Below are 14,317 nucleotides of genomic sequence, written 5' to 3'. Positions count from 1 at the left end.
GGTCTGGTGCTTCACCAACATGCACCGGCGCACCGTGCACGACGGCGCAGGTAGCGCCGCGCCGCCACCGGGAGTGCGCAATGCTTGAACACGGCGGACGTCTGCGCCGCGCTGCGCAGGCCTACAACATTCCGCTCGCGCAGTGGCTGGACCTGTCCACCGGCGTGAGCCCGTTTGCATGGCCAGTGCCCGCCATCCCGGAGCATGTGTGGCAGCGCTTGCCCGAAGACGACGATGGCCTGGCCGAACGCGCGGCTGCATATTACGGCGCGCCGCGGGTACTGCCGGTGGCCGGCTCGCAGGCGGCGATTCAGGCCTTGCCGCTGCTACGCGCACCCAGCCGCGTCGGCGTGCTCACGCCTGGCTACGCCGAGCATGCGCAGGCATGGCAGTGTGCCGGACATCAGGTCGTGCCGATGAGCGCTGCGCAGTTGCTGCAAGCCGGTGAGACGTTGGATGTGATCGTGCTGATCCACCCCAATAACCCATGCGCCGACCGCTTCGATCCCGACACGCTGCTGCAGCTGCATGCGCGGCTTGCAGCACGCGGTGGGTGGCTGGTGATCGACGAGGCCTTCATGGATGCGACCCCGCAACATAGCGTATGCGCCTTCACCCAACGGCCCGGTCTGGTCGTGCTGCGCTCGGTGGGCAAGTTCTTCGGCATGGCAGGCGCACGTGCGGGATTTGTCTGCGCAGATCGCGCATTGCTGGATGCAGTGCGCGAACGCTTGGGGCCGTGGACGCTCGGCGGCCCGGCACGCTGGGCCGTGCAACAGGCATTGGCCGATACGCCGTGGCAGTTGCAGGCATGTGCGCGCCTGCACGCGGCATCGCAGCGGCTTGCGCAGCTGTTGCATGCGCATTCGATCGTACCTACCGCAAGCACTGCGTTCTTTCAGTGGTGTCGGCGCGAGGACGCCGCCACCTTGCACGTCGCGTTGGCGCAACGCGGCATTTTGACGCGGCTATTCGACACACCGTCCAGTCTGCGCTTCGGCCTTCCCCCCGATGCCGCGGGCGAAGCGCGTCTGGATGCGGCCCTGCGGCAGGTGCTGGCATGAGCGCACGCGTGCTGATGGTGCAGGGCTGCACCTCCGATGCGGGCAAGAGCACGCTGGTGGCCGCGCTGTGCCGGTGGCTGCATCGCCAGGGCATTGCGGTGGCGCCATTCAAGCCGCAGAACATGGCGTTGAATTCGGCAGTGACGGTGGACGGTGGCGAAATCGGCCGCGCGCAGGCATTGCAGGCACAGGCATGCGGGCTGGAGCCGCAGACCGATTTCAATCCGGTATTGCTCAAGCCCAACAGCGATACCGGTGCGCAGGTGATCGTGCACGGGCAGCCGGTCGCCACGCTGGATGCGGTGGGCTATCACGCCTACAAGACGACTGCATTCAACGCCGTGTTGGCCTCGCATGAGCGCCTGGTCGAGCGCTTCGATGTGGTGCTGGTGGAAGGTGCCGGCAGCCCAGCCGAGATCAATCTGCGCGCCAACGACATCGCCAACATGGGGTATGCCGAAGCGGTGGATTGTGCCGTCATTCTGGTGGCCGACATCGACCGCGGCGGCGTGTTCGCCCATCTGGTCGGCACGCTGGCGTTGCTCTCGGCCAGCGAGCGCGCACGCGTTGCAGGTGTTGTGATCAATCGGTTTCGCGGCGATCTTGCGCTGCTTCAGCCCGGCCTGGAATGGCTGGAGCGCGAAACGGGCAAGCCGGTGCTCGGCGTCTTGCCGTATCTGCACGGCCTGCAGCTGGATGCCGAAGATGCGGTGCCGCGCAACGCGCTGCAGAAACCGCAGTCGCAATTGCGCGTGGTGGTGCCGGTGCTGCCGCGCATCAGCAATCACACCGACATCGACGCGTTGCTGGCGCATCCGCAAGTGGATGTGCGCTTGATCGGTCCTGGGCAGACGCCACCGCCGTGCGATCTGATCCTGCTGCCGGGCAGCAAATCCACCCGGCACGATCTGCAGTGGCTGCGCACGCATGGGTGGGACGCCGCCATCGCCCGTCACCTGCGCTATGGCGGAAAACTGCTTGGCATCTGCGGCGGACTGCAGATGCTGGGCACCCATCTCCACGACCCGGATGGGATCGAAGGCGCAGCGGGCAGCAGCCCCGGTCTTGGGTGGCTACCGCTGCAAACCACGCTGCAGCCGCACAAGCAATTGCATCGCGTGCACGGGCGCCTGCTGCTGGGCGATGCCGGTGTCAGCGGCTATGAAATCCACTGCGGCATCAGCAGCGGCGCTGCGCTGGCACGGCCATTGCTGCAGCTGGACGATGGGCGTACCGATGGCGCCATCTCCGACGATGGCCAGGTGCTCGGCACCTATGTGCATGGTGTGTTCGACCACCCGCAGGCACTGGCTGCATTGCTGGCGTGGGCCGGTCTGGCGCAGGCCGCGCCACTGGATCTTGCCGCGCTACGCGAAGCCAGCCTGGAACGTCTGGCCGATGCGGTGCACACGCATCTGGATACCGCCGCACTGACACGCCTCATCAGCAGGGAGGCGGCATGCAGCACCTGATTCTTGGCGGCGCCCGTTCGGGCAAGAGCGCACTGGCCGAGCGCATCGCGGCAGCGTCCGGGCGCGCAGTGACCTACCTGGCTACAGCGCAAGCCTTCGATGAGGAAATGCATCGGCGCATTGCCCATCACCGCAGCCAACGCCCAGCGCATTGGCAGTGCGTGGAAGAGCCCATCGCGCTGGCGGCAAGCCTGCAGGCGCATGCCGCGCCGGATCGCTGCGTGCTGGTGGATTGCCTGACCCTGTGGCTGAGCAACCTGCTTGGTCACCCGGATGCGGACGTATTCGCGCGCGAGCGCGACGCACTGCTGGCAACGCTGCCGCAGTTGCCGGGGCAGATCCTGCTGGTCAGCAACGAAGTGGGGCAGGGCATCGTGCCGTTGGGTGAACTCACGCGTCGGTTTGTGGACGAGGCTGGCTGGCTGCATCAGGCATTGGCGCTACAGTGCGAGCGTGTGGTGTTGGTGGTGGCAGGGTTGCCGATGGTGTTGAAAGGAGAGCGCGTGTGAGGAGCGATTGGATCTTTGGTGCCTGCGCAGTGCCGGACGCGCGCATGCGCTCTGCCGCGCTTGCCCGGCAGGAACAGCTGACCAAGCCGCCCGGCGCGCTGGGCCGGCTGGAACACCTGGCGGTGCAGCTGGCAGCCTGGCAACGCACCGAACGGCCAGGAGCGCAGCGGGTCTGGATCGCGGTGTATGCCGCCGACCATGGCGTAGCGGCCGAAGGGGTCTCGGCATTTCCGCAGGCGGTCACCGGCGAGATGGTGCGCAATTTCGCACGCGGTGGCGCCGCCATTGCGGTACTGGCGCGCGAGCTGGGCGCGCGGTTGGAAGTGGTGAATCTGGGCGTGGTCAACGACCCCGGCGACCTGCCGCGGGTGCGGCGTGCCTGGATTGCGCCTAGCAGCGCCAATATCTGCGAACAGCCGGCGATGACGGCCACCCAATTGCGCGATGCGCTCGCCGCCGGTGCCGACAGCATCGCGCAGGCCAGGAGCTGCGATACCCAGCTATTTGTCGGTGGCGAGATGGGCATCGGCAACACCACCTCTGCCGCGGCGCTGGCTTGCGCCTTGCTGTCGCAGTTCCCGCAGGCGATGGCCGGTGCAGGCACCGGCCTGGATGCCGAAGGCATCGCGCACAAGGCCACCGTGATCACGCGTGCGCTGGCCTTGCATGCCGATGCATCGAGCCCGCTGGAGCGTCTGCGTCGGCTGGGCGGATTCGAAATCGCTGCCCTCGTCGGCGCCTATATCGCCGCCGCGCAGGCCGGCATCCCGGTGCTGGTGGATGGCTTCATCACCACGGCGGCGGCACTGGTGGCCACGCGCCTGAATCCCGGCGTGCGCGAGTGGTTGTTGTTCGGGCATCGCTCGCAGGAGCGTGGGCATGCGGCACTGCTGCGTGCGCTGGATGCCGAGCCCTTGCTGCAACTGGATCTGCGTCTGGGCGAAGCCAGCGGCGCGGCGGTGGCGATTCCGCTACTGCGCAGCGCCTGCGCCTTGCACAACGGCATGGCGACCTTCGCCGAAGCCGGGGTGTCGGACGCATGAGCGCGCAGATCACCTTGTTGCGGCATGGCGACACGGGGCAACGCAGTTATCGCGGCCAGCTCGACGACCCGCTCACCGAGCTGGGCTGGCAGCAATTACGTGCGGCCACTGCCGATGGCGTGTGGGACGCAGTCGTGACATCCACGTTGCAGCGCTGCGCTTTGTTCGCCACCGAGCTCGCCCAAGCGCGTGCCATGCCGCTGCAGCTGGACCCGCGCCTGCGCGAATATCACTTTGGCCGCTGGCAGGGCGTGCCGGTGGCGGATATCGACCGCGACGACGGCGAGGCGCTCGGCCGGTTCTGGGCCGATCCGGTAGGCCATCCGCCACCGCAAGCCGAACCGTTCGCAGACTTCTGTGCACGCTTGTCTGCGGCACTGGACGACATCGTGGCGCGCTATCCGGCGCAACGCGTGCTGGTGGTCACCCATGGCGGCGCCATCCGCGCCTTGCAGTGCCTGGTTGCCGGTAATGGTTTCAGCCGAATGACCGAACTGGCAGTGCCGCATGCGTCCCTGCATCCGCTGGCCTGGCCGCCAACCGACGCGGCTGGCGCCTTTGGGTCGCCGGTTTCATCCACGGCATTGCCACCGGCGCACGACACCGAATGATCGACGGGTTGCTGGCGGCGATCGGGTTTCTGACCCGTATTCCGGTGCCCGCCCGGGTGTTCACGCGCGCAGGCGCGCAGGCGCGCTCGCTGTGCTGGTACCCGCTGGTGGGCGTGTTGCTCGGTGGGGTGGTGTGCGGGTTGGCCTGGTGCCTGCGCGAGGTAGCGCCGTTGCTCGGCGCAGCGCTGCTGTTGAGCGCCTGGGTGTGGCTGACTGGCGCGTTGCATCTGGATGGCCTGGCCGACACGACCGATGCCTGGGTTGGCGGCATGGGCGAGCGCGCACGCACACTGGCGATCATGAAGGACCCCACCAGCGGCCCGATGGCAGTCACCGCAGTGGTGCTAGTGTTGCTGCTCAAATGCGCCGCATTGGCCAGCCTGCTGGCGCAGGCGCCGACCACGCTATGGCTGGCGCCGCTACTGGCGCGCAGCGCGCTGGTTGCCGCGTTCCTGAGCACCTCGTATGTGCGCGCTGTCGGGCTGGGCAGCGCGCTGTCGGGCGCCCCGCGGGCAGGCCTGTGGCTGGCGCTGAGCGCCGGCATCGCGGCGTGCAGCGTTGCCGGGCTGGCGACCGCGGCGTTGTGCGTCGGCATCGCCGCACTGGTGTTCGCACTCTGGTGCCGCGCCTGCCTGCAGCGCCTGGGCGGCATGACCGGCGATACCTGCGGCGCATTGGTAGAACTGACCGAAACGGCCGTGCTGGTGACGCTGGCGCTGTGGTCGGCTTGACCAGGCAGGCGCTGCAGCTGACGCAATCGTCCTCCCGACTGATGACCCCAGCCCGCGCATCGTCTGTGCCTGCGTAGCGCCCGTGGGCGCTGCGACCAACGGCATCCGTCAGCGTGCGTCATCTGCTGAGTTCTCCGGCGCAGGTGCAACGCCAGCGTCGCTCGTGGCTTCCCGGCACTCAGAGAAGTCCCTCGCTTGGTCTACAAGCCTAACGAGGGCGTTCCGCAACAAGGCTTAGCATTTCTGATGTCGCTGCAGCACAATCGACCTGGAAGCGCCAGGTTACGGCAGAAGCTTCAAAATTGCGTACTCAAATTTTGAGAACGTCTTGATATCAGTAACATACGTGCGCGGTAGAGCGCGAGTTTGTAAAACGGGTGAGGAAGCGCTCATGACACGACAAATCACAAAACTCGTAATCGGTGCGGGCATGGTGGTCATCGCAACGCAAGTCGGGGCCAGCGAGTTTCTGATCGATATGCAAGGTGCAGCCGGAAATCGTGTCAACGTCTACGCCAGTGACGCAATTATGGACCACACACCGATCAATGATGATCTCGCAAATCCTGACTCAAACCGGGTCATTCAGATTGATTTGACGATGGTCTATGAAGCGGTCGACCAACCCCTATGGTTGGAATATCAACTTCAGTTCAAGTGCCCCAAGTCGATTCGGCGCGGCCGTGGCGCACCCAAGCACAAGGCTGATTCAACCGGCATGTTGGACACGCCGGATTCCGTGGAATTCCGGGTGGCCAGTGGCGCAAAGACCATGAAACAGGATCCGGCGATCATTGATCTCCAGCCCACCGTTTGGCAAAGCACGACCAGCTACACGATGCGACAGGCATGGAATGTAGCCTGCAACAGTGGGGTTCTACCCCGTTTTCACAGACACTGACAAGAAGGTCGATCCAGACCATGATGCGTATGCATGTCAAAGCCTAGGAAGTTCAGTGCCGAGTTCAAGCGCGGTGCGGTTGAGCAACGGTTCCGAGCGTGCAGCTTCCAGCATTCGGTGCCATTCCCTACGCTTGGCAGGCGGTGAGCGACAGCCAGGCCAAATCTTCCGGGAGCAGCTCGCGACCTTCCGGGAGTGACCAGGCGATCACCGAGGAATTAGGACCGGACCGAGCGCCGGTCAGATCTCGAGTCGAACTCAATCATGCCGCGATCTCATCCTTGGCCGGGGTCCGAGGGCGCAGGCAATAGCCGAGCCAGAAGCCAACTGATGGATGGTGCGCCGGCAATTGCTGCCGGCCCGGGGGTAATGCTGCCTGGCGGCAGCTAAAACCGCTAGAAAGTTGTAGAAATCGCACCAAACGCGACATGTTGCTCGTCATTGACATGCAAGAAGCTGGAATTTGAGAGGCCTGGTGGGTCATTCAGACCATCCCTAGGAGAATTGCCACTGGGCAACGGTCCGCTTGGCTAACTTCCACGAAATTTCTGCACAGCTACTTCGAGTCAACGCAGGAAATTGCGGTAACAGCACATCTGCCTGTGAGCCTGCTGACGTAGGCCCAAGCGTTGTTCGTCCGCAATCGGTGAGTCAATGCCCCTCCGTTAGAAACACCATCTGCGGCGGCGGATGCATCAGAAAGCGTTGGTGCGAAATATTCCACGCATAGGCGCCCGCTAGCGGGAAGGCCAGGCAATCGCCAGGCGCCAGCGCGGCGACATGCTGATCGCGTGCCAGCACATCCTTGGGCGTGCATAACTGGCCGACCAGGGTCACCGGGGTATCGCGCAACACTGGCGCACGCTCACCGCGCAATACACGGAACGGATGATCGTGGCCTTGCGCGGCCGGCGTACGAAAGTGATGCGTGCCACCGCGGGCGATCGCAAACCAGGCGCCGTGGCTGCGTTTGAGATCGAGCACCTCCATCAGGTACCAGCCGCAGCTGGCGCTGACGTAACGGCCCGGCTCCAGACGCAGGCGCAGGTCCGTACCGTGTTCGCGCAGCAAGGCAGGCAGCCCGGCGCAGAAGCCGGCCCAGTCGAACGACGCTTCCGGTGCCAGATAATCCACACCGAAGCCGCCACCGGTGTTTACCCGCAGTGGACCAAGCGCATAGGTCTGCCGCCATTGCTGCACGGTGCGCAGGTAGGCGGCGACCAGATGCAGCTGCGCGGTGGCGTCGCGTTGATGCGACATCAGATGGAAATGAAAGCCTGCCAGGCGCAGCGATGGGCTCGCCTGCAGTCGCTGCATCGCTGCATGCAGATCGCACGGATCCAGACCGAACGGCGAGGGTTGCCCGCCCATCATCAAGCGCGTGCTTTGCGCGCCGGGCACGGCGATATTCATGCGCAGAAACACCGGCACGCAGCGGCCGGCGCGCGAAGCGACCTCCGCCAGCCGTTCGAGTTCGCTCAGGCTTTCCACATGCACGGTGCAGTCGGGCAGGGCGGCTGCCTGGGCGAGCTCGGTGTCGAGTTTTCCCGGGCCGCCAAACAGCAAGGGCGCCTGTGGTTGCTGCGCATGCAGCCAGGCCAGCTCGCCACGGGAGGCGGCCTCGAAGCCGTCCACATGGGGTGCCAGCGTGCGCAGGATCGGTGGCTCTGCATTGGCCTTGGCCGCATAGAACAGTTCGCACTGCGCCGGCAACTGCGCACGCATCCAGGCCGCGTGCGTGTCCAATGCGGCCAGATCGTAGACATACGCGCAGATCGGACCATCGCAGCGTTCGCGCACCCGCGGCAAGGCAGCAAGCATTGCCGCGGTATCGATCTGCAGGCTCACGCCGCCACCTGCCGCTGCGCCGCGGTGCGAGGGATGGGATTGGGCAGCGCGGTGTAGTCGGATTGGCGATCGGCACGCTGCCATAGACGGGTACCCAGATTGTTCTTGCCCGGCAGTGGTGCGCCGTCGAGCAGGCCTTGCAGCGCCGCTTGCGCGCCATGGCGTTGTTGCCAGCGCAGTGCGATCTCGCCCACGCATTGCCATAGCCGCGCTTGGAGTGCGGCATCGCCTTCGCCGAGATGAAAGATCGCCTCGGCCAGATTGTTGACCAGCGCGCAATACGCTACCCGGTTCCAGCCCTGTTCTGGCGTGTAGTACAGCGATTGGCGTGCGCGTTCGCCGACGCCGCGCAGGCGCGCGGCCGGCCAGTGATGGGCGAGCAGCTTGGTGCCTTCCAGGTCGCGGACCCACACCCGCGTCGGCCAGCCGTCGGCAAAACCGATCACGGTGTTTTGCAGATGCGGCTCCAGCGCGATGCCGTGCTGGAACAGCGCGCTCCACACTCCGTCCAGCAGTAGTCCGGCATAGGCGCGGAACCACAGCAGCGTTGCGGTTCGGTGGTCCATCTGCGCACTTCCAAGCGCCCGCAGACGCGCGGCGCACACGCTATCGCCCTGCGCATCACAGGTGAACAAGGCCGCAGCCACCTGCGGTTGCCAGCGTGCACGTTGCGCGGCGGGAATGCCTTGCCGGTACAGAATGCCGAAGCTCTCCGACAAGGCACGCGCAGCCAGCGGGTCGGCGGCATGCAATGCGGGATCGACCGAGGCCACATCCAATGAAGTCGCCGCCGGCTCCAGCATCACATCGAAACCCGGCACCTGTGTGGCCAAGGCACGCCAGCTCGGTGCCAGCAGTTCGGTGAGCGCAACCGCACTCTCCAGTTCGTACCATGCGTTCTTGCGCACGCAGTTGGTGAGCCGCACATGCACCGAACACTTGAGGAAATACGCGAGTTCCGGGTGATACAGCGTGCGGACCGACGAGGTCGGCCGCAGTGCATCGCCCAACGGGCCGACCGGCGCGATCAGGCCGCGCGCCTGCAAGCTGCGCAGCAAGGGGGCGTCGAGCAGCCGCTGCGCTTCCCAGGGGTGGCAGGGGTAAAGATCGTCGCTGCCGCAGAGCTGCCTCAGTGTCGCGCGCACGTCGCGTCCCTGTGTGCGTAGCAGGCGCGGGTCGATGCGGAACCAGAACAGCTGGAACGCCGCGCGCGCTTCCGGTGCGCAGGCCAGCACCTGATCCAGATCCACGCCCTCGCGGCTCTTGGGCGTGGGGTGCAACGCATGCCCCCAGAGCATCGATTGTTCGGCGTCGATCATCGCCTCGCCGGTGGCGGCGGTGACCTGCGCCTGGCGCAATAACGCGGCGGTGACGGCCACGCTGTTGGCGCTTTGCGCCAGCAGCTCCGGGTTGATGGCCTGCGCGCTGCCCAAGGCCTGCAGCAGGCAGCGCGCCAGCGCTTGCGCATCCAGGCTATGCCACGGTTTGCCGGCGCTCTTGAGAAACGGCGCGGAGGCGAAACGGCAGCGGCCCAGGCGATCGGCATAGGCGATACGCACGCACAGCGCACCGCTCTCGCCCAGGTCGATGCGCAGCCAGCGTTGTTCTGCCACGCGTGGGCCGGGCCGATCCAGTCCGCGATAGTCGAACTGCACCGCATGCTGCGGAATCGCGAATTCGCGCAGATAGCAGTTCAACCAGCAGCTGCAGGCCTGCGCGTCGGCCATGCTGTCGTACCAGGGGTCATGCATCGTGTGCGGCGACATCGGCAGTTCTCCTCGAAGGGAAGCGCACCAGGACGGTGAGTGCAGCAGCGGCCGCGGCCAGCGCGGCAGCCAGGAAAGGGGTGGCGGGGCCGGACGCCTGTGCCAATGCGCCGGCAGCGGCACCGGCGAACACACCGGCCCATTTGCCGCAGGCATCGAAGCGGCCGAACAGGCGCCCGGCGCTATGCCCGCTGGCGATGTGCGCCAAGCTGCGGTTGAGCCCACGCAGCCCGAACAGCATGCCGAAGCCGAACAACAGCCGCGCTGCTGCCAGTGCGAGCGCATCGTGCAACAGCGCCTGCCACACGCAGGCCGCCGCGAACAACGCCAGGCCCGGTACCAGCCACGCCTCGCCATCGCCGCGTCGCCACCACGGCAACACCACCAGATACACCAGATGCGGCAGGCTGTAGAGCAGGCCGGCAAGCGCATCGTGGCCGGCGCCGCGCGCGAGCGCGTACGGGATGAAATACGGGAACGTCACCACCATCGCGAAGCAGAACAAGAACAGGGCGAGCAGCAGGGCTGGCCACGAGGTCGCGGCAATGGTGCGCGGCGATGCAGGCGATGAAGCGGCGTGCTTCAAGGACGTAGCAGGTGTGCCGGCAGCGGGTTCTCGCGCAGCAGGCTGATCGGCCGGCAGTCGCCACGTCAACGCAAACGCCATCAATGGCAGCAACGCTAGTGCGCGATACAGCGATTGCGCAGGGCCCAGCGCCAGTGCCAGGCCCAGCAGTGCAGGTGCACTCACCATGGCAAGCCGAGCCGAATACTGTGTCCAGTCCAACGCACGCGCCAACGGGCCGGCCTGCGGCTGGCTGGCCAGATACGCATTTGCCGCCGCCAGCGAACCGCCACAGGTGCCCTGTACGATCAGGCCGATCACCAGCCAGGTCAGCGACGGCGCGAAGCCGGCAATCGCAAAGCCCAGCGCCAGGCCCAGTTGTGCGCGCAGCAGCGAACGCTTGCGTCCATTGCGGTCCGCCCAACGCCCCCAGGTGCTTGCCGTCAGCGCGGTGCAAAGCGTGGGCAATACATACAGCACGCCGCTCCAGCCCACGGCGGCGGACGGTGCGAGTTCTACCAAGACCTGCGGCAGAAACAGCGGCATGCCCAGCGCCGTGAATGCCGCCAGATAATGCGCAGCCAGTACCGGAACCAGGATGCGCCTCATCGCGGCGCGCCCGCTTGCCTGCGCGGCGGATGTCGCGCATCGGCGAACGCATCGCCGAACGGATTGGGCGCGCTGTCGCCGTAGAACTTGTTGATGTCGGTGGCGCCGGTGAGCTGCTTGCTGAGCAGGCTGCCGGCGCTGAGCAGGTACTTCACCGGCAGCCGTGGCCTGGCCAACAGGCGGCGTGCGGGGCCGATATCGATGCCGTCGCCTTCCAGTTGCGCCAGCGTTGCAGCGACCTGGGCCTGCAACTGCGCGTACAGCGGCGCGCGGAGCGCGGGCTGCCATTCGGCCAGGCCTTCCAGCACCGCCTGCAGATCCAGCTGCAGCACGATCGTGCAGAACATCTGCGCCAATGCCTGTGGATCGTCTACCGCAATACGCGCATCCTGCAGCGAGCCCAGTGCATCCACCTCCGGCAGTGCTTCCCGCAATTGCGGCAGCGCAATCCGCGCAGCGTCGTTGTCCTTCATCAACAGGCGCGTGGCTTGGCCATCGGCATACACCATCACGCTGTTCTGCTGATTGGCTTCCAGTGCAACGCCATAACGCAGCCACAGGCGCAGATGCACGGCAAGCAGCAGCTCGGTGTAGTCGCGCCACCAGCGCAGCACGTCGCCATGCGCAAAACGTTCGGCAAGATGGATCGCCATCGGGCGGCCATCGGGCATGGGCGCGCATAACGCAGCCACCGGGACCAATGTGGCATCGTCCAGCGCTGGGTAACGCCGCACCAGATAGGCAAGATGCCGCGTCTGCCCGACATGCCCCCCGTGCGACTCGTCGACGAACACGCAACGGTCTTGCAGTGCAGGGTCGACCGCATCGATGTGCCGCAATGCGCGCTCCATCCAGTGCCCGTCATACAACGTGGACGGCTTGATCAGACGCAGGTTGAGCGCGCCCAGCGTGCGCATCGGAATGGGCAATTTGAGATGCAGGTGCGGATGCTGCAGCGGCACCAGCGTGCGCACCGACAGCGTTGGGCGCACGTTCAGCCAGGCGCTCGGCGCTCGATGCACGCCCTCGGGCAGCGCGAAGCCTTCCTGCTCCAAGCGCTCCCAGACCAGCGGATGCACCGGCCAGGCGAGATGCGTGGCGGTCAGTTCCGGCGGTAGACCCAGGTTTTCGAACTGCGGCCATAGCGCGGCCGGCGGGGTGCTGGTGCATTGCGCCAACGCCTGTGGAATCGCCAGCCAACGCAACGCAAAGGTCGGTGCGAATTCCGGCGCGTAATGGCGCAGTTCGGCTGCATCCAGCCCGGCCTTGGCACGCGCGGTGGGATAGAACGGATGGTCGCGGTAGCTGGCCAGCTGATCGCAGCGGTAGGCACGCTCGGCGGCATCGGGGTGATGCAGCGCATTACGCAACGCCGGTGCCTGCGCGTGGTAGGCCTGCCGCGCCAGCCCGCGGTGCGCAGCGGCGCAGTCGGCTTCGTCGGCGTAGGCACGATGCAGCTGTTGCGTTTCGCTATCGAGCTCTGCACTCAGGCGTTGCAACCAGGCGTGTGCACCACGTTCGACGTGCACGCCGTCGCTGTTGCGCACAATCCAGCTGTCGCCGCAGGCCCCGATGTCTTGCAGCGCGCCTTGACGATGGATCGGCAGCCAGATCGTGCCGCCGGGCAGGTGGGCGATGCGCCACCAGCCCTGCACCGGGATGGGGTCGGTCCACTGCGCCAACACCTCGGCGTCCGGTACCGCCGCACTGCCGCGGGTCGCAATCCCGCGCAGGTCTTCGCGCAGGCAGGCATCGATGATGCGGGTGGCGATGTAGCGTTGGTCGGCCATGCTGCTCATGCGCGCAATTCCGCGCCATCGATGCGCCACTGCAGCCCCGCTTCGGCCTGCACCACTGCGTGTTGCAGTGTCTGCGCATCGCGTGCCAACGCGCTCAGCACGCCCAGATAATCCTTGTTGGAATGGCTCAGGCGGATGCGCTCGCCCGGTGTGCGCATCCGCCGGTACTGCACGTCGCTGTGCGCATCGTGCTGGCGGTGGTCTTCGCTGGCGGCGACCAGTTCGCCGTCGTGTTCGGCCACGTAGTAGCGCAGCAAGGCATGTGCATGGGCACTGCGTAGCGGTGGCAACGGCAGGCCCAGATGCGGTGCCAGCGCCGCGTTGAACCATTGTTTGGCAAACATCTCGTCAAGCAGGAATTCGCGGCGGTCGCCGATGCTGCGGTAATTGATCTCCACCAGCACCGGTCCGTCGCCGGTAAGAATGAATTCGCTATGGCACAGCCCGAAGCCGACACCGAACGCGCGCAGTTGTTGCAGCGCCTGCGCGATCACCGGTGTGTCCACGTCGGCATCCCACTGCGCTTCGCATTCGACGAAATGCGGTGGCGGCGACAACCGCACCTTGAAGCCGCCGACGGCTTGCAGGCGCTTGCCGTCGCCCAGCGTTTCCAGCGTAAACAGCGCACCTTCCAGCATACTTTCCAGCAGCACGGTGCGCTGCGGATGGCGCTGCCATACATCGTCCAGGTAGGCCTGCAGTTGCGCCGCATCGGCGCAGTAGCGCACATCCAGGCTCGCGACGCCCTCGCGAGGTTTGGCCACCACAGGCCATGGAATCTGTGCCGGCAACGCCGCACCCGGCGCCAGCGTGCAAAACCATGGGCAGGGCAGCCCATGCGCACGCAAGCGTTGGCGCATCGCGGCCTTGTTCTTGGCGGCGTAGCACACCTGCCAGTCCTTGCCCGGCAGGCCAAGCGCTGCGGCCACCAGCGCGGTGCTGGTCTGCAGGTGGTCGCTATTGCTGAACACCGCGCGCGGGGCGATGTCTGCATCGTGCAATACGTCGAGGACGCCAAGCGGATTGAACACGTCGCATTCGATCACCCGCTGCGGTGCATGGCTCGGATGCTCGCGGAAATAAGCCAGGTGGTCGAACCGGTGGTCGGTCAGCAACCACACCGGCAGGTCCAGCGCGTGCGCGGCCGGCAGGAAACCTTCGGTGATGGCCGGATGGCAGACATGGGTGAGGATCACCAACGGTGCAGCGGGTGTCGCAATCATGGCAGCTCTCGTTCGACAGGACGGTGGGGAAAACCGGTACTGAAACGGGCTGCCTGGCGCCATGGCGGCGGTGGGTGGCCTGCGATACGTCGATCGCATGCCGCGTGCTGCGGCAATGATGCGTGCCTCATGCACGCCGTGTTGTCTTGGCGCTCGTCAGTACGACCGCCGTCGCT

11 protein-coding genes and 1 pseudogene are annotated in these 14,317 nt (G+C 66.1%); 7 read left to right on the top strand and 5 right to left on the bottom strand.

Going from position 1 to position 14,317, the window contains the following annotated elements; translation table 11 throughout:
* The first annotated feature begins 80 nt into the window (after positions 1–80).
* The 7 genes and pseudogenes from cobD to F7R02_RS07390 all read left to right on the top strand — a co-directional run.
* Positions 81–1,064, top strand: coding sequence for a threonine-phosphate decarboxylase CobD (cobD, locus tag F7R02_RS07420; protein ID WP_078590272.1), 984 nt, complete (start codon positions 81–83; stop codon positions 1,062–1,064).
* The gene (locus F7R02_RS07415; protein WP_078590271.1) at positions 1,061–2,536 is read left to right on the top strand and encodes a cobyric acid synthase; all 1,476 of its coding nucleotides are present in this window, start codon (positions 1,061–1,063) and stop codon (positions 2,534–2,536) included. Before cobD ends, F7R02_RS07415 begins: the two co-directional genes overlap by 4 nt.
* Positions 2,524–3,045: a bifunctional adenosylcobinamide kinase/adenosylcobinamide-phosphate guanylyltransferase gene (gene cobU, locus F7R02_RS07410; protein WP_005921413.1), complete on the top strand. Its 522-nt coding sequence runs from the start codon at positions 2,524–2,526 to the stop codon at positions 3,043–3,045. Before F7R02_RS07415 ends, cobU begins: the two co-directional genes overlap by 13 nt.
* Positions 3,042–4,088, top strand: coding sequence for a nicotinate-nucleotide--dimethylbenzimidazole phosphoribosyltransferase (gene cobT / locus F7R02_RS07405; RefSeq protein ID WP_005913598.1), 1,047 nt, complete (start codon positions 3,042–3,044; stop codon positions 4,086–4,088). Before cobU ends, cobT begins: the two co-directional genes overlap by 4 nt.
* Positions 4,085–4,699 carry a histidine phosphatase family protein gene (locus F7R02_RS07400; protein WP_078562420.1) on the top strand — a complete coding sequence of 205 codons (615 nt, stop codon included), beginning with the start codon at positions 4,085–4,087 and terminating at the stop codon, positions 4,697–4,699. Before cobT ends, F7R02_RS07400 begins: the two co-directional genes overlap by 4 nt.
* A complete protein-coding gene (locus F7R02_RS07395) occupies positions 4,696–5,430 on the top strand; it encodes an adenosylcobinamide-GDP ribazoletransferase (protein WP_078590270.1) in 735 nt (244 codons plus the stop codon). The genes F7R02_RS07400 and F7R02_RS07395 overlap by 4 nt, the downstream gene beginning before the upstream one ends.
* A 430-nt stretch (positions 5,431–5,860) precedes the next feature.
* A pseudogene (locus F7R02_RS07390) lies at positions 5,861–6,301 on the top strand (hypothetical protein); the annotation flags it as partial.
* Between the two features lie 681 nt (positions 6,302–6,982).
* Here F7R02_RS07390 and F7R02_RS07385 read toward each other — a convergent pair.
* The 5 genes from F7R02_RS07385 to F7R02_RS07365 are packed head-to-tail and all read right to left on the bottom strand — an operon-like array spanning position 6,983 to position 14,141.
* Positions 6,983–8,179, bottom strand: a complete 1,197-nt coding sequence (locus tag F7R02_RS07385; protein WP_078590269.1) for a type III PLP-dependent enzyme — start codon at positions 8,177–8,179, stop codon at positions 6,983–6,985.
* Positions 8,176–9,945 (bottom strand): IucA/IucC family protein, encoded by a 1,770-nt coding sequence (locus tag F7R02_RS07380; protein ID WP_078590268.1) that lies wholly within the window; start codon positions 9,943–9,945, stop codon positions 8,176–8,178. Before F7R02_RS07380 ends, F7R02_RS07385 begins: the two co-directional genes overlap by 4 nt.
* Positions 9,923–11,119 carry an MFS transporter gene (locus tag F7R02_RS07375; RefSeq protein WP_078590267.1) on the bottom strand — a complete coding sequence of 399 codons (1,197 nt, stop codon included), beginning with the start codon at positions 11,117–11,119 and terminating at the stop codon, positions 9,923–9,925. The genes F7R02_RS07380 and F7R02_RS07375 overlap by 23 nt, the downstream gene beginning before the upstream one ends.
* Positions 11,116–12,918 carry an IucA/IucC family protein gene (locus F7R02_RS07370; protein WP_078590266.1) on the bottom strand — a complete coding sequence of 601 codons (1,803 nt, stop codon included), beginning with the start codon at positions 12,916–12,918 and terminating at the stop codon, positions 11,116–11,118. Before F7R02_RS07370 ends, F7R02_RS07375 begins: the two co-directional genes overlap by 4 nt.
* Positions 12,915–14,141, bottom strand: coding sequence for an ATP-grasp domain-containing protein (locus tag F7R02_RS07365; RefSeq protein ID WP_167520985.1), 1,227 nt, complete (start codon positions 14,139–14,141; stop codon positions 12,915–12,917). The genes F7R02_RS07370 and F7R02_RS07365 overlap by 4 nt, the downstream gene beginning before the upstream one ends.
* Positions 14,142–14,317 lie beyond the last annotated feature (176 nt).

Origin of the sequence: Xanthomonas cissicola, assembly GCF_008801575.1 — a bacterium.
Classification (GTDB): Bacteria; Pseudomonadota; Gammaproteobacteria; order Xanthomonadales; family Xanthomonadaceae; genus Xanthomonas; species Xanthomonas cissicola.
Note: the sequence above shows the minus strand (reverse complement) of the source record. Positions and strands in the feature narration are given on the sequence as shown.